This is a genomic window from Streptohalobacillus salinus (assembly GCF_003201605.1).
Classification (GTDB): Bacteria; Bacillota; Bacilli; order Bacillales; family Amphibacillaceae; genus Streptohalobacillus; species Streptohalobacillus salinus.
The window spans coordinates 11,932-28,876 of sequence record NZ_QJJR01000009.1 but is presented as its reverse complement, the minus strand read 5'-3'; the positions used below and the strand labels follow the sequence as shown (position 1 = coordinate 28,876).

Sequence of the window (16,945 nt, the reverse complement as noted above, 5' to 3'; positions counted from 1 at the left end):
AGGTAAATGAGTGATGCGTATCAAGAAGCGCGAACCCCACCACATAACATAGAAGCAGAACAAGCGGTCATTGGTGCCGTCTTTTTAGCACCCGATGCCATCTCAACTGCATCAGAACACTTATTACCCTATGATTTTTACCGGGCAAGTCATCAGCGTATCTTTCAAGTGATGCTTACCTTAAATGATCGCGGGGAACCGATTGATCTCGTTACTGTTACAACCGCCTTATCTAACCAAAAGTTGTTAGAAGAAGTCGGAGGCGTGAGTTACTTAACTGAACTGGCGAACGCTGTCCCAACAGCTGCGAACATTGGTTACTATACCAAAATTGTTGAAGAGAAGGCTGTATTAAGACGCTTGATTCGGACAGCAACTGATATCGTAACAGAAAGTTATGACCGTGAAGATGACATTGAAGATGTGTTAAGTGAAGCAGAAAAGCATATCTTAGAAGTGAGCAATCGGCAAAACGCGAATGCCTTTAAGAACATTAAAGACGTCTTAATCGATGTATATGATAACATTGAACAGCTTCACCTCCGTGATGGAGATGTGACCGGGATTCCAACCGGATTCCGGGACTTAGATAAGATTACGTCAGGTTTTCAGCGAAATGATCTCATCATCGTAGCAGCGCGTCCATCGGTAGGTAAGACAGCCTTTGCATTAAATGTAGCTCAAAACGTAGCGACAAAAACCGATGAAAATGTAGCTATTTTCAGCTTAGAGATGGGGGCCGATCAGCTCGTGAACCGGATGTTGTGTGCGGAAGGCAATATTGATGCCCAACGGCTACGGACCGGTAACTTGGAGCCAGATGATTGGGGTAAATTAACCATGGCAATGGGCAGTCTATCAAATGCTGGTATTTTTATTGACGACTCACCAGGTATCCGCGTGAATGAAATTCGCTCTAAATGTAGACGTTTGAAACAAGAACATGGCCTCGGTATGATTTTGATTGATTACTTGCAGCTTATCCACGGCAGTGGCGCAAGCGCAAAAGAAAATCGTCAACAAGAGGTGTCTGAGATTTCTCGGTCTTTAAAAGGGCTCGCACGGGAATTAAACATCCCGGTCATTGCATTATCTCAGCTTTCACGTGGCGTTGAACAACGCCAAGATAAACGGCCAATGATGTCTGATTTACGTGAGTCAGGAAGTATTGAGCAAGATGCTGATATTGTCGGCTTCTTATACCGTGATGACTACTATGACAAAGAATCTGAGAAACAGAACATCATTGAAATATTAATTGCGAAGCAACGTAACGGTCCCGTTGGCACCGTGGAACTTGCTTTTATCAAAGAATACAACAAATTTGTTGATTTGGATCATCGTTACCAACCGAGCGATATCCCCTCAGCATAAAGGATGCACCAAGCCTTGAGGTGCGGTTTTAGAAAGTAATCCTGCAAAGAAACAATAGACAATCAACTAAGAATCAAAAGAACAGCCATCTGTCGATGTCTGACATGTTCCTACCAGTTACGGAGGACAGTCATTCATGAACAGATGGCTGTTTTTGCAGGCTTAATTGAAAGCTTAAAGGTGACGATAGGTATCACCAGAGCCCTTTCTTAAGCCAATGACCAACCTTAAAGATTTGAAGAGAAGAAATAACTAATGGTTGAAACGAGTCCCCCTAAAGTTGTTCCCCAAATTAAATCGATAATGGTGATTTTAATCGGCCAATTTTCTAAAGTGGCTAAATTCGTTAAATCGTAAGTAGAATAGGTTACAAAACCAAAGAACATCCCTCTCAGTAAAGCGTCGACAATGCTTTGCGATTCCAAAGCTGGAAGGATAACAAAAAAGACGAGGCCGAGAATAAAAATTAAATAAAAGATAATCGCAGCCACCCAATTCGGTTTAGCTTTCATAATAAAGCCAATCTCTTCTTTATAAAGGTTTTTAGCAACAACCCCTAACCAAAGAATGTCAACTAAGAAAAAGGCAACGAGCGTAATCAAGTAAATCATTAAATAGCGCATCCATAAACCTCCTGTTTTTTAATACGTTTCGGTGAATAATGCCAAGATAACTGCTGAATATTAAGTAAGCTTAACGAAGCACGCGAGTACTTGCTGTGTTACGCCGTCATGTATGCAACGGCAACCGCGCCAACTCCAGCTCCCATCGCAATCACGCCGGAACTCTTTGTGATAAATTCAGGTTCTTTATTTAGGGCGTCTGTCAGTGCATCGGCGAAAGCGATGCCTAACTGTTCATCATCAACATAGGTAACAGCAAAGTGTTTAATTCCTTTACTGTTATCAATGTGCTTAATGTGTTTGAGAATCTTCTTTAAAGCTTTCTCAGGATTAAAGGCGATTTTGAAAATACCACCTTCTCCGTGTTCATCTAAAGTAATGATTGGCTTTAAACCTACTTTTTTAGCAATCCCACCGGCCCGGACACTCAGACGACCGGAAGCAATCATGTTATCAAGGGTGTTGATTTTCACTAAGATTTTCGAGCGGTCAACGGCGGATTTGGTAGCTGAGATAATTTCTTCGACGGATTTTCCTGCTTTTAAGTGCTGAATCGCTTTCCAGACAATTAACCCCTCAGCGACAGAGTTCTGTTTCGTATCGATGACATGAATGACTTGTTTTTGGGCATTGAATGTTTCTGCTGCCTGCAAGAAGACATTGTATGTGCCACTTAACTTTTGGGCAACTGAAAAGACGATAACATGTTCATGATAAGATAATAAATAGCGGTAAGCATTTTCGATATGCTTGATCGATGGTTGCGATGAGGTTGGGTGTGTTTGCTTTGACTTAGCTAAATCAAATAAACGCTCATTAGTTACGGTAAGCTTATCTAAGTATGACTCTTCACCAACAAGTAACGATAAATGCACGACATGTACTTGTGCATCATCGATTACTTCTTCCGGTAAGTCGGCAATTGAATCGGTCACAATCACGGTTTGATGTTTGCGGTGGTGAATGCGGTTATATTGCTCGACCATATCATCAACTTTTTGTTCGATGATTTTCCCTTGATTTGATAACCGTTTAAACACTTCAGCGGGCGCATTGGTGTGAATGTGTACGCGTGTTTTCTGTTTGCCCTTCACTTGGATAATTGAATCCCCGATGTCAGAAAGAAGGCCTTTTACATCAACTGCGCTATCTTTTTCGATTAATGCTTCGGTACAGTAGCGGTAATGTAATGAATCCCTTTCTTCATGTTCAATCGCTGGAATCATTTCCTCAATCTCAGTCATATCTTTTGTGATAAATTGCCCCTTCACGCCAGCTAAGAAACCTTTAATGAAATAAGCAAACCCTTTCGCACCTGAGTCAACGACTGACGATTGTTTTAAAATTTTTAACTGGTCGGTAGTTTTCTCAACCGCTATTTCGACATTTTTAAAGGCCGATTCAACTAAGGTATCAAACGTTGAGTGCCGCTCAAGCTCTTGGCTTAGGGCGTCATGAAAGACGGTCATAATTGTTAACATGGTTCCTTCAACGGGCTTTTCCATTGCTTGATAAGCATAATCCATGCCATTCTTACTTGCTAGGACGAAGGCTTCCTTAGTAATGACAGTCTCTGTAGGCATCCCTTCACATAGCCCTTGAAAGTATTGAGCAAAAATTAAGCCAGAATTACCGCGTGCGCCAATGATGGCTGAATCAGCAATTGACTCCAGTGTCGTTTTACTATTTTCCTTTAATTCTGAATGGTAGACGATGCTGTGCATCGTAGAGAAGAGGTTACTCCCCGTGTCCCCATCTGCCACCGGAAAAACATTGATTTTGTTTAAAAACATGCGATTATTCATGACCTCTTTCGCACCATTGATTAAACTTGAATATAATGTGTCATGCGTTATTGTTTCCATAACGGCCCCCTATTTTTGTATGTCGTTATTGGTTTAGTGAACAAGTGATAAAGCTGAAGGATAGATTTACGCTGGCGCTTAACCGTAAGTAAGACGCGTAAACACGAGATAGGTTGAATGGCTCGTTGTCCTGGCCACGATTGACCTTTCTGCAACAGATCCCCATTGGTAAGCGTGTCCGGTTGCTGGCAAGTGCCAGCGTGAATATCACACACAAGTGGGACGTCTGTTTGTTCAGTTAAGAATAAACCCGCGTAAATAGCGTAAGCTTTATCACCAATCTCAATTCTTATATACCCTTTTAAGAGAGGAGCTAAATCATGATCGAGCGAAATAAATCATAATGAAGTTAATTTTCACCCCTTGTCGTGTGTACCCACAAGTAAATAAGTGGTGCTTTCTCCGCCAGTGGTTAAATAGGCATAGCCAGAAGCCGTGCGTGAATTAGTTAATCACCACCGGTTGCTAATGACATGTTCGTTGCCTGATGCACATGAAATAAGCGGATAGATAGCTCAACAAGCTACTCTCTAATTATACAGTATTCTGTATAGGTTTGTCATGAATACTGGCTTAGGTATACGTGCCTTTTGAAAATCAGTCCTGCGTTGTTCCTCAACGAGTGTTTTTAATCATAAATGGTAGGCGTTTACGTATTTGCTTAATTGCCAAACGGTTATGACAGGAATGGTTTCGGTATGTAAACTAAATCGCTCAAACGTCCCTTTTTAAATAAGGGTGTTCGGGCGATTTAGTTAGTAGTTGTGTCTATTTTTTACATAAGCATGAATGTTGATGAAGTGGCGCTATTCTTCCAGGAGCTTTTCACCAGCGTATAAGCCTAAGGTTCCTGTCGACAGGTGTTCCATACGGGACACCAGCTTTCTGTGTGGGTGTTTCCTTACTTCTGAATATATTTCTTTATGACCTCAATCGTTGCGCTACCTGTAGTCAAAAGGCAAAAGCTTTTATCCGGTCAGCGGGTTCATCCATCTAAGCGACGAAAGCCTGTTAACTGTCAGGTCATTTTTTCTTTGTTAGACGCCGGCGCTGGTCTCTAGAGAGACCGGCAGTCAGTTGATCGAATCGTGAATCCCACTTGTCTTGATAGGCTTTATATATGCTCGGAAACTTACGCTTTAAATGTAAGATCCCAGCCGCGTATCCTTCGATATCTTGTTCGAACTCTTGCTTAAGCGCTGGAGGTAACCCTAGATCATTCATCAAAGCTAATTCTTTTTCTGGCACCACGCCAGTGAAGTAATAATTCAGCGCGTCACGAGTAACAAGTGGGAAGAGTTGGTCATCTTCTGCAATGCGCTCGATTTCATTTTCAAGCTTAATTTTATGTTTAATGTCAGTTAACCCTTGCCAGATCTCTGGATCTTGATTGTTCGTTAAGGTCGCCAAAAGTTGTAAGAAAACTTCAGCTGCTTTAAACAAATGTTCATTATAATAATAATCATATTCTTCAGTTAAGTTATCATAGGTCAATTCAGTATACATTGGATCAGTAATTGACTTGATTGCCTTTTTCGTTTGTGCGACCACTTTCGGAAGCTTCGACCATTCTTCTTCTTCAATCAGCAGTCGTAACCAGAGTAAGAGCACTTGAATATCCAATTGTGTTTCTTGATTAGCTTCTGGTAAGGCTTGTTTAAGGATTTCTACAGCTGTGTCATATTGGTCTTCATGGATATAGGCCAGCGTTAGTGAAACAGCAGCTAAGTTAAGGTATTCCGGGTACGTCTCTCGAAGAATCTTCCCAATCGTCATGACTTCATCATAGTATTCATAATCTAAGAAGTTAACAGCAAGCACACTACAAATGATAGCGGTACTCTCCTTATCTAAGTGGGAACGATGAAGTGCGTAATGCTGAATGACGGGCAAAATATCGAATTGTTCCTCCGCAACGGCTTCATCGATAAACGAGGTTAAGGTCATCATACTGAGTTGGAACTGGTTAAGTAACGCATGAAGCAACAGGTCACCTTGTCCATGGTCGCCTCGTTTATATGTGCTGATAGCAGCATAAAAGAGTTTGTTTGGATCAAAATTGTAATCTTTAATAATATCATACTGTTGTCTTGTTTCTGGGTCACGCAAGGTATGATAAGCTTCCGTGATAAGTGCATAATTTTCTGGTTCTGTCTCTTTTGGATGCGCACTAACGGCAGCCAAATATTTTTCTTCAAGACGTGCTTGTGAAATTTTAGCTGTGGTACCGAGTCGTTTATAGTAACTCCAATTTTCCATGGTTCGTTCTCCTCCTAATGGTCAGTGCCAGTGAGTGATGTAATGAATCATCGATTTGTGACTTAAAAGGCCAACTTTCGTCACTTTAAGCCGTCAGCCATGATTGTTTCGTAAGTGTTTAGCATGTCGTTAGTTTCTATTTTAACACGTCAATCATTTTAGTTGGGCAAATGATTATATATAAAAACGAGCAAATTCATATTAATTTTAGATCGATTTATATTTACGTTCGTTTTTCATTGATGTCTTCTGCTTAAAGTGGTAGAATCATCAGAGGATAATGATTAAAAAACGAACAAAACATATTAAAACAAATAAAACGAACGTATTTTAAGTGGAGGTGCTTGATTTGACAGCAGTAGTAGTTGTTGGAACACAGTGGGGCGACGAAGGGAAAGGTAAGATTACCGATTTTCTATCACAAGATGCCGAGGTAGTGGCGCGTTACCAAGGCGGTAACAATGCCGGTCATACGATTAAATTTGATGGGATTACTTACAAATTGCACTTGATTCCTTCCGGAATCTTTTTTCAAGAAAAAGTAAGTGTATTAGGAAACGGCATGGTTATTGATCCCAAAGCAATCGTTGAAGAATTAGCGTATTTAAAAGAGCGTGATGTGGAAACAAAACAGCTGCGGATTAGTAACCGCGCTCACGTCATTTTACCGTATCATATTAAACAAGATATTCTAGAAGAAGAACAAAAAGGGGACAACAAAATCGGTACAACGAAAAAAGGGATTGGCCCATGTTACATGGACAAAGCAGCGCGTGTAGGTATTCGTATTGCTGACTTGCTTGATAAAGATGTATTTGAAGATAAATTAAGACGTAATTTAACGGAAAAAAACCGTTGGTTTACAAAAATGTATGAGTCAGATGCGCTTAATTTTGATGATATCTTTGAAGCCTATTATCAATTTGGTCAACAAATTCGTGATTATGTTGTCGATACATCTGTGGTCTTAAACGATGCGATTGATGCGGGGAAACGCGTCTTATTTGAAGGTGCTCAAGGGGTTATGCTTGATATTGATCAAGGGACCTACCCATTTGTAACCTCATCAAACCCAGTTGCCGGCGGGGTAACCATTGGTTCAGGTGTTGGTCCATCAAAAATCACGCGTGTCGTTGGGGTTTCAAAAGCCTACACCACCCGTGTGGGTGATGGTCCTTTCCCGACGGAACTGAATAACGCGATTGGTGATAAAATCCGTGAAGTCGGTCATGAATATGGCACAACGACTGGGCGCGCACGTCGCGTTGGTTGGTTTGATAGTGTTGTTGTTGCTCATGCACGTCGTGTAAGTGGTATAACGGATCTATCACTCAACTCAATCGATGTCCTAACGGGAATTGAAACACTTAAAATCTGTGTGGCCTACCGTTATAAAGGTGAAGAAATCAGAGAATTCCCGGCGAGTCTTAAAGTATTAGCTGAATGCGAGCCAGTCTATGAGACCTTACCAGGGTGGACGGAAGACATTACGGGTGTGAAATCACTAGATGAATTACCTGCGAATGCTCGTCATTATTTAGAGCGTGTTAGCCAACTGACTGGGATTCCGTTATCAATCTTTTCAGTCGGACCGGACCGCACACAAACAAACGTTGTAAAAAACGTCTATCGTGTCGTTTAAAGAATCATACGCAAAAATTGCTTTCTATAACAACAGCCCTGTGGTTTAATTTCTAAACCACAGGGCTGTTGTTTGATTGCATAGAAAGGAAGGCTGCTGCTCAACTTAAGGAAGGGCAAGCAATGGAACAGAACAAAGACATAAAGTTGTGGTAAAACAATGTAATATAAGTGGAAACTCAATGGAAGTGTGTGCGGCTTTCGTAATATATGTAGAAATTGTGTACGGCAATTTTTCAGGATAAAAAACATGTTCACGGCTTGATAAAGCTGGCGTTACCGTGTTTATGGCGGAAAAGGAAAAGACGCAGACAAAAATACCCATGTTATAAAATGGGTGCTATGATACAGTTATGTTACAGATTGATTAAAGGGGTTTCTTTCTTGATTTTAAATGTGATAAGATACAATAGTCGGAAAAAGACACACAACCTATAGTCCTAGGAGGATTTAATGATGTCACAACGCTTATCACAACTATTCACTAAAAATAATATATTGTTGCTTCTCTTCGCTACTTTTGTAATTACCCTGATTTTAGGTATGTTAAACACAGATTCACGTGTTGCTTACGCTGAAGAGGAACTAACATTAGATAATGTCTACCATATCTATTTAGATGATCAACACATTGGCGATGTTGATGACGAAGCTTTGGTAACTGCAGCGGTTAACGATGCAATTGAAAGAAAAGAAGCTGACAGTGCAACACAAGCAGAAGCTGATGAAGCTAAACAAGCATTACGTTATGGTTTAAAACAAACCTTAAATGTTGTAGAAGAGCGCGTATTCGTTGCTGATGTTGATAATGAAGAAACCATTTCAACGCTCGAAGAAGTAATGGAACTGGGTGTTCGCTCAACAGAATTAATGATCGGTGAAAAATCTGTTGGATACTTTAAGAACAGTGAAGCGGTTGATACATTAATCAAGCAATACAAAGCAAAATTTGTCGATGAAGATATCATTGATCAATTCGAAGCAAAAGAAGAGGAAACGTTAGTTATTGACAACACAACATACCTTGATATTCGCTTGTCAGAAGCAACTGCAACAAACGATGTGGTGATTACTGAAGATGAGCTACTAAACACTGAACAAGGGTTACGTATTTTGGAAAAAGGCACGCTAGAAGATAAATTACACACCGTTGTTTCAGGTGACACAGTAAATGGCATCGCAACACAATACAACTTAACTAAAGACGAACTATTTGCTTTAAACGATGGTTTAACTGAAGAAAGTATTTTAGCAATCGATGATCAATTAAATGTCACAGATTATGCATCATTCGTCGATGTGATTGTTGAACAAGAGAAGCACGTCGAAGAAGTAATTAAACACGATGCAAAAGTAGAAGAAACAGATGCATTATATAAAGGTGATTCACGCACGAAGCAAGAAGGTGCAGATGGCACGAAAGATGTTGATTATAAACTAGCGCTTGTAAATGGTAAAGTAACAGCGAAAGAAGTTATCGAAGAAACCATTACAAAAGAACCGGTCACAGAAATAACTGAAAAAGGTACGAAAGTTGTTCCTTCACGTGGAACGGGTAGCTTTTCTTGGCCAGCAGTTGGTGGTTATCAATCAAGTTCATACGGCCCGCGTTGGGGATCATTCCACAAAGGCATTGATATTGCCCGCCCATCAAATCGTAATATTTTAGCTTCAGATAACGGCACAGTAGAAAGAATTAGCTATAATGCCGGTGGATACGGTCACTACCTTGTCGTAAACCACAACAACGGTTATAAAACATTGTATGCGCACCTTTCTTCAATCAGTGTTAATGTTGGTCAATCGGTACCAAGAGGCACTGTCTTAGGTCAAATGGGATCAACAGGTCGTTCAACAGGGATTCACTTACATTTTGAAGTGATGAAAAATGGATCAACCATTAATCCAGCTGCAGTATTAAACTAACAACCAATTAAATAACCATTGAAACCTCTATTGTGAAAGCAGTAGAGGTTTTTCTTATCTTATAGAAAAGGATAAACGTTAAGTTATCTTTCTAACTATTTTTCATTTGAGTAGAAGTAAGGTAAAATGGAGCTAACTGTATCTTTAACAGTGAACTAAAGGAGGTTTTACAATGGTCTATAAAATTCTTGTAGTCGATGATGAAAAACCAATTGCTGATATATTGAAATTTAATCTTGAAAAAGAGGGATATGAAGTCATCTGTGCCTATGATGGTGACGAGGCGGTCGAGCTGACGCATCAAGAAAATCCAGATTTACTCTTGCTTGATATTATGTTACCGAAATTGGATGGTAATGAGGTCTGCCGTGAGGTTCGTAAAACACACAGCATGCCAATTATCATGCTGACAGCCAAAGACTCAGAAATTGATAAAGTATTAGGATTAGAACTTGGTGCGGATGATTATGTAACGAAACCGTTTAGTAACCGCGAAGTCATTGCGCGAGTTAAGGCAAACCTAAGGCGCCAACAACAACCCGTAGAAAATCAAAACCTATCTAAAGATATTAAGGTCGGGAGTTTAACAATCCATCCGGATGCGTATAGTGTAACCAAAGAGGGAAAAGCGGTTGATTTAACACACCGTGAGTTTGAACTCTTGCACTACTTAGCGCGTCACATGGGTCAAGTTATGACCCGGGAACATTTATTAGAGACCGTTTGGGGCTATGACTATTATGGTGATGTGAGAACCGTTGATGTAACGGTTAGACGCTTACGTGAAAAAATCGAAGACACACCAAGTCACCCGCTTTGGCTGATCACCCGCCGTGGTGTCGGTTATTATTTAAGAAATCCTGAACAGGAGTAGTGCGATGAAGAAGGTCAGTTTTTTTCAGTCCATCCAGTGGAAAATAATCGCCATTATGATCCTTTTACTATTGCTTGCGATTCAAGTGATTGGTGCCTATTTTGCCCAACGACTGGAAACCGATTTAAAAGATAGTTTTGAGGAAACCATTGATGAGCGCTTAGATGTTTTACAGTATAACGTAAGAGAAGCCTTAACGGCAGAACGTAGTGATGAAACCTCAAGCCCAACGATTGAACAGGAAGTAGCCGGGGTCTTGAGTGTTTACGGTCAGAATGATAATTATTCCCGTCTGCAAGTGGTTGATCGTCAGTTTCGGATTGTGGGTACGAATACGCAAACAACGGATATTGGTAAACTAGTCACCGGTGAGAGCCGGGTGCGTTCCGTTATTTTATCCGGAACACCGGTCCGCTCGGTTGAACGGACTTCAACCTCAGGGGAACGTCATTTAATCCGGATTGTGCCTGTGAATAATAACGAAGGTGAAGTCGTTGGAGCGGTCTATTTAGAAGCCTCGATGGAAGAGGTCTACGAACAACTGTCGAACATTAATCAAATCTTTTTAAATGGAACCTTGATTGCGATTGCGATTTCTGCCTTAGTAGGGATTTTGGTCGCAAGAGCAATTACCAAACCCATTACCGAGATGCGTGAACAAGCACAAGTCATGGCAGAAGGTGATTTCTCACAGAAGGTCAATGTGTATGGCGTCGATGAAATTGGTCAATTGGCCGATACCTTTAACGATATGAAAGAAAAAATTAAAATTGCAAATTTAACAACCGAAGAAGAACGACGGAAACTGAGCTCGGTTCTATCAAACATGTCTGATGGTGTAATCGCGACAAACGAACACGGAGAGATTAGTTTGATGAATGAGCCAGCAGCGGTCTTATTAAGTAAAAGTTTTGAACAATTAAAAGGTGAATCGATCTTTAAAGTGTTAGACATTGATGAATCAACCGTCGATATGATGGATGTGCAAGACTCCGGTTCAGTAACAATCGATATGAGCGATGATGAACAGTTCTTTTTACTGCGAGCAAATTTCACGATTGTTACCGATGAATACGAACGCTTCGCTGGTCTCATTACGGTAATTAGTGATGTGACGGAAGAAGAGAAAGTTGAACAGGAACGTCGTCAATTTGTTTCAAATGTTTCCCATGAATTACGCACGCCACTAACAACGATGCGGAGCTATTTAGAGGCATTGACCGATGGCGCCTGGGAAAACCCTGATATTGCACCGCAGTTCTTAGAAGTGACGCAAAATGAAACGGAGCGGATGATTCGTTTGGTCAATGACCTACTCCAACTTTCAAAAATGGATCATCAAGAACAGGATATGGTTAAAGAGCGCGTCAATGTCGTGCCGTTTTTCCATCATATTCTGGACCGATTTGAGATGAATAAAGAAGAAACGACCCGGATTGATCGTTCGATCCCACGTGATAGTATCTTTCTTTGGATGGATAAAGATAAAATCATCCAAGTGGTCGATAACGTGATGTCGAATGCCCTGAAGTATTCACCGAAAGATGGGGTGATTCGCTTTAAGGTGCAACGCGAACGCAACCGGATTAAAGTGATGATTCACGATCAAGGCCCGGGGATTGCGCCCGATAAATTGGATAAAATTTTCGATCGCTTTTACCGTGCTGACCAAGCCCGTTCCCGTCAACTAGGCGGAACCGGACTCGGCCTGGCGATTGCGAAGGAAATCATTCAAAATCACCATGGTCAGATTTGGGCAGAATCTACCGAGGGTAAAGGGACGAAGGTGTTCTTTACCTTGCCATTGATTGCCCGTAAACGAGAGGGGAACCGATAAGTATGGAACAATTAAAATCAATCATACTCATTTCATTAATCACCTCAAGTTTATTATTAACCTATGCTTTATGGAGTAACCAATCAGACTATCAGGTTAACCGCGAAGAAGAAGCATTAATTGATGCAGAACTCAGGGGTGGAGAGCGTCTCAATAAAAGTGAAGTCATTACCCCGACCCATATGATTGCCCGCCATAGCGATTTTCCGAGCCCGATTGGTTTTAATGACGAGGCGCTTTCCACTGACTTTTATCAACGCTTTAGAGCGTTGTCCTTGTATAATTTTTCGGTGTTAACCTTTAGTAACAACTGGTTTCAAGAGGTTGAAAATCGGATTGAGATTGTCTTTCAAACCGAACTCCCATCGTATGTGATTTATGATTTGTTTGATGTTGACCAAGAAACCTACGTACCTGAAGCCGGTTTTAACCGCATCATTGTCTTAGAAGATCACGATGTCTATCAAGTCTTGTTTAAAAATGATCAGACCGATACCGTGATCGCCGCAAACGCGCAAAACTTTGATCAAAATTATCAAACATTTATGAACCTATTTAATCAAGAAGAAGGGTTACGTAGCTATCAAGTGTTTGAAGGCAGTCGCGGCACGGAAATTTATTTACCCGAAGAAACGACGAAGCAAGTCTTGCTGTTTTCTTATACCGATTTAGACACCGATGCCTTTCAAAATTTACTGTTTAGTAATCCAGCGATTGTTCGAAGCGCGTATACGATTGGTGGGGACACAAACTTAATTGATGGGACAAGAGAGATGGTCATTGATAGTAAACATATTCAATTTACTAATCTGACCAATGAACAAAAAGAAGTGGAACGTGAACTAACGGCGTATCAATTGTTTGATCAAGTTCAAAGTTATTTAAATGCGCATTTAGGGTTTACCTTTAGTGAGCCGTTTGGCTACCGATTAAATCAAATTCAACAAACCTCACTCCAAAGTGAAGTCAGTTATCACTTAACCTATCGCAATACGCCAATTTTTTATGAGCAAGAGCTAGCAGAGATAGCCGTTCATTGGCATAATCAGAGTTTATACCAATATAAACACCCATTGATTGTCTTATTAGATCAGCGTGGTGTCGGTCAGACGTTAACGGAGCTACCGACCGCTGAAGAAGTGATTGAGATCTTACAAGGGCCTAATTACCAAGGAACGGCCATCTATGATGTTGTCCTTGGTTACCGCTTTACTGAACCTTCAACGGGACAAGGGCAAGTCTATGCCTTAACACCGACGTGGTATGTCCGAGGGATTCACGGGTTTACCCCACTCGTAGAGCCAGTTGATGAGGAAGGAGGGGTCAGTCGTGCAATGGGGCCAAATTAAGGCGTTATTTATTATTTGTTTTCTGGTCTTGAATGTGTTCTTAATTAAACAGTTGGTTGACCGCCAAGAAGAAGAACTGTCTTTTATTCCAGAGGCATCAAAAGAAGAAGAGTTAGAACTGAACATTAATGGGCTTGAGTCACTGTCAACAGAATCATTCACTGCCCCGCTCCTTTACGTAGAGAATTTTAATTACAATGAGGTAGAGCCGGCGCTATCAGCGACGTTAGTCAACCAAGAAGCCATTGTCGTCAATGATTTTCATTTGTACAGCCGGTTTACTGCGCCGATTCCCATTGACCCAACCGACACAGAAAATTTACAAACGCTGGTCAACGAGCATGTTTTTCGTGGTCAGACCTATCAATTCTTTGATTATTTAGAAGGACCGGGACTACTCGTTTTTTTCCAACAGTATGAGTATCCGATTTTTTATAATCCGAATGCGGTTCTCTTCATACAACTCAATGACCAAATGGAAATGACCCAGTACACACAAACACGGTTGGACCAGATTGAAGAAGACGAAGAAGAACCACAAGAACAAACATTGATCCAACAATATGATGCGGTCTATCGTCTCTATCATAATTCAAGTGCATTAGAAACAAATGATACGATTACTGACGTCCAACTAGGCTTTCATAACTTAGCTTCTTTGCCTAACGGTGAACAATTGCTGAACCCGACCTGGCAAATTGAAGTCAACGAGAATGAAGACTATTACGTCAACGCGGTTGAGGGTCACGACTACCCGAGACAAACAGACTTTATTGCAGACACGCTTGAACAATTGATTGATCAACTAAACATGTCAAGCACACGTGCATTTAGTTATTACAATATTGATGAAGATAGAGAAGAAGATTCAGAAATCATTAGTGTCATCAGACAACCGTTTGTTGCACTCTATCAAAAATTAGCTGAGGTGGAATCAGAATGACATTAAGTTACTCAGTACTTGCCTCAGGAAGTACAGGCAATGCGTTTTATATTGGAACAGAAAAAGAAAAGATTTTGGTGGATGCCGGTTTAAGTGGCAAACAACTGGAACGCTTATTGGGAGAAATTAACGTAAACCCAAGTGAGCTGTCCCGCATCTTAGTCACTCATGAACATAGTGACCATATTAAGGGACTAGGAATTTTTGCCCGTCGTTACAATTTACCGATTTATGCAAATGCAAAAACGTGGCAGGCGATGGACGACAAGCTAGGGAAATTGACGCTTGATCAGAAGTTCACCTTCAACATGGAGGATGTGCAAAGCTTTAATGGCATGGATGTCGAATCCTTTGGCGTAAGTCATGATGCCGCGGAGCCGATGTTTTATACCTTTCATCATGAAGGAAAGAAGGTGTCGCTTGTCACGGATTTAGGCTACGTCTCCGACCGAATTAAGAAGACGGTCGAAGATTCAGACGCTTTAGTGTTTGAAGCCAACCACGACGTCTCAATGCTGCAAATGGGACGTTACCCGTGGAGTGTGAAGCGCCGGATTTTAGGCGATAGTGGTCACGTCTCCAATGAAGATTGTGCGATTGCCCTTGAAGACATCATCACGGATAAAACGAAGCGCATCTATCTCGCTCATTTAAGTAAAGATAACAACATGAAAGATTTAGCGCGGATGGCAGTCGAACAACACCTGCTGGAGAAAGACTTCCCAATCAATCACGGGTTAACCATTCATGATACCGATCCAAGCGTGGCCACGACCTTGCATCATTTAAAGTAGTCAAGCGTTGTGATAGATAACAGAAACAATCAGCAATAGATCACCATGAGGAAATGAGGAGATGAGATGGTTTACTTTGACGATGGGACAAGGAAAAAGCGTTACCGTTACAAACGAAGAGAACATAAGCTTTTAGCACTGTTACTGGCCTTTATTGCTGGTGCATTTATGTTTGCGGTGCTCTTACCGTTTATTATAGACCAAGGTTTCTTGCCTTATCACCTCACCCGAGAAGCCACGGTGACACCAACAAAACAGACGAACCATCAGAGCATCCTGTCGTTAACGGGAAACATTACCGATATTGTTGAACGCGTCATGCCCACCGTTGTTGGGATTGAGAACAACCGTGGCAACGCCTTTCTCTTAGGTGAACAAACAGGGGGGACGGGTTCGGGTGTTATTTATAAACAAACCGAAGGTACCGCCTACATCATTACCAATCAACATGTGATTGAGGGTGCGACTGAACTCACGGTTGTGTTATCAAACGGTGAACGCCTAGATGCGACCTTAATCGGTGAAGATGTCTTTACCGACCTGGCGGTCGTCACTGTTGACAGTCAGTACGTGGAAGCAGTGATTTCCTTTGGTGATTCAGAGGCGGCTCGCGTCGGTGAGGATGTCTTAGCGATTGGCAATCCCCTCGGCCTTGACTTATCAGGTTCGGTTACAAAAGGGATCATCAGCGGCAAAGACCGAATGATTCCCGTTGATTTAAGTCGTGACGGTCTGGTTGACTGGCAAGTGATGGTGATGCAAACAGACGCGGCGATTAACCCTGGCAACAGTGGTGGGGCACTAGTGAATCGGCATGGTGAGTTGATTGGCATTAATTCGATGAAGATTGCCGAGTCAAGTATCGAGGGGATTGGCTTTACGATACCGATTAATGAAGCCATTCCGGTTATTGATCAGCTTGAAGCAGACGGTCAAATGAATCGGGCCTTCTTAGGTATTGAAGCTTATCCATTAGCCACCTTAACCGAAACAGATCGCGAGAGTCGGTTTAACTTGCCGGAAGCGGTGAGGGACGGGGTTTATCTAGAACGCGTTGTTGAGGGTTCACCGGCAGCTAACGCCGGATTACAACAGAATGATGTCATCGTTAAACTTGATGAGACCGATGTTAATTCAATGATAGCGTTACGCCAATATTTGTATAGCGAGAAAGCGCCGGGTGAGACGATGGAGGTCACTTACTACCGTGATCAAGAAGAAATGACCACATCAGTTGAGTTATCCACACAAGAATAAGCCAGTTTGTACACAAAACAGTTGTTTTCCACGAGTTGCTGGGGAGAACAGCTGTTTTTTGTGTATAAACAAGCAAAGTTATCAACAAGCTGTTGATAATGTTGTGAGTAACTCGCTAGATATGGTGTAGAACACACATTCGAACACTAAATAAATTAATGAATGGTAAAGCAATGATGAAGCTAAGGTAAAATTTAGGTAAA

Annotated in this window: 12 protein-coding genes; 9 read left to right on the top strand and 3 right to left on the bottom strand. The window is 41.4% G+C overall.

What is annotated here, in order from left to right:
- Positions 1–6: 6 nt before the first annotated feature.
- Entirely contained in the window at positions 7–1,374 is a 1,368-nt protein-coding gene (gene dnaB / locus DES38_RS08300; RefSeq protein WP_110251652.1) for a replicative DNA helicase, read from the top strand.
- A 227-nt stretch (positions 1,375–1,601) separates the two neighbouring features.
- Here dnaB and DES38_RS08295 read toward each other — a convergent pair whose 3' ends face one another.
- The 3 genes from DES38_RS08295 to DES38_RS08280 all read right to left on the bottom strand — a co-directional run bounded on the left by DES38_RS08295 (position 1,602) and on the right by DES38_RS08280 (position 6,121).
- Complete coding sequence (locus tag DES38_RS08295; RefSeq protein WP_110251651.1) at positions 1,602–1,997, bottom strand: DUF2177 family protein; 396 nt, start codon at positions 1,995–1,997, stop codon at positions 1,602–1,604.
- Positions 1,998–2,095: 98 nt separating this feature from the next.
- Positions 2,096–3,862: a DegV family protein gene (locus DES38_RS08290; RefSeq protein ID WP_110251650.1), complete on the bottom strand. Its 1,767-nt coding sequence runs from the start codon at positions 3,860–3,862 to the stop codon at positions 2,096–2,098.
- 1,023 nt (positions 3,863–4,885) lie between these two features.
- Positions 4,886–6,121, bottom strand: coding sequence for a hypothetical protein (locus DES38_RS08280; protein ID WP_110251649.1), 1,236 nt, complete (start codon positions 6,119–6,121; stop codon positions 4,886–4,888).
- A gap of 349 nt (positions 6,122–6,470) precedes the next feature.
- Between DES38_RS08280 and DES38_RS08275 the strand changes: the two genes are divergently transcribed.
- The 8 genes from DES38_RS08275 (at position 6,471) to DES38_RS08240 (ending at position 16,742) form a co-directional block, all read left to right on the top strand.
- On the top strand, positions 6,471–7,763 hold the full coding sequence (locus tag DES38_RS08275) for an adenylosuccinate synthase (protein WP_110251648.1): 1,293 nt from the start codon (positions 6,471–6,473) through the stop codon (positions 7,761–7,763).
- A 452-nt stretch (positions 7,764–8,215) separates the two neighbouring features.
- Complete coding sequence (locus DES38_RS08270) at positions 8,216–9,688, top strand: LysM peptidoglycan-binding domain-containing M23 family metallopeptidase (RefSeq protein WP_245881989.1); 1,473 nt, start codon at positions 8,216–8,218, stop codon at positions 9,686–9,688.
- Positions 9,689–9,860: 172 nt separating this feature from the next.
- Complete coding sequence (gene yycF, locus DES38_RS08265) at positions 9,861–10,562, top strand: response regulator YycF (protein ID WP_110251646.1); 702 nt, start codon at positions 9,861–9,863, stop codon at positions 10,560–10,562.
- Between the two features lie 4 nt (positions 10,563–10,566).
- The gene (gene walK / locus DES38_RS08260; protein WP_110251645.1) at positions 10,567–12,399 is read left to right on the top strand and encodes a cell wall metabolism sensor histidine kinase WalK; all 1,833 of its coding nucleotides are present in this window, start codon (positions 10,567–10,569) and stop codon (positions 12,397–12,399) included.
- Positions 12,400–12,401: 2 nt separating this feature from the next.
- Positions 12,402–13,748, top strand: a complete 1,347-nt coding sequence (locus tag DES38_RS08255) for a YycH family regulatory protein (RefSeq protein ID WP_110251644.1) — start codon at positions 12,402–12,404, stop codon at positions 13,746–13,748.
- The gene (locus DES38_RS08250; RefSeq protein WP_110251643.1) at positions 13,729–14,691 is read left to right on the top strand and encodes a two-component system regulatory protein YycI; all 963 of its coding nucleotides are present in this window, start codon (positions 13,729–13,731) and stop codon (positions 14,689–14,691) included. The genes DES38_RS08255 and DES38_RS08250 overlap by 20 nt, the downstream gene beginning before the upstream one ends.
- Positions 14,688–15,485 carry an MBL fold metallo-hydrolase gene (locus DES38_RS08245; protein ID WP_110251642.1) on the top strand — a complete coding sequence of 266 codons (798 nt, stop codon included), beginning with the start codon at positions 14,688–14,690 and terminating at the stop codon, positions 15,483–15,485. Before DES38_RS08250 ends, DES38_RS08245 begins: the two co-directional genes overlap by 4 nt.
- A gap of 66 nt (positions 15,486–15,551) precedes the next feature.
- Entirely contained in the window at positions 15,552–16,742 is a 1,191-nt protein-coding gene (locus tag DES38_RS08240; protein ID WP_110251641.1) for a S1C family serine protease, read from the top strand.
- Positions 16,743–16,945: the final 203 nt, after the last annotated feature.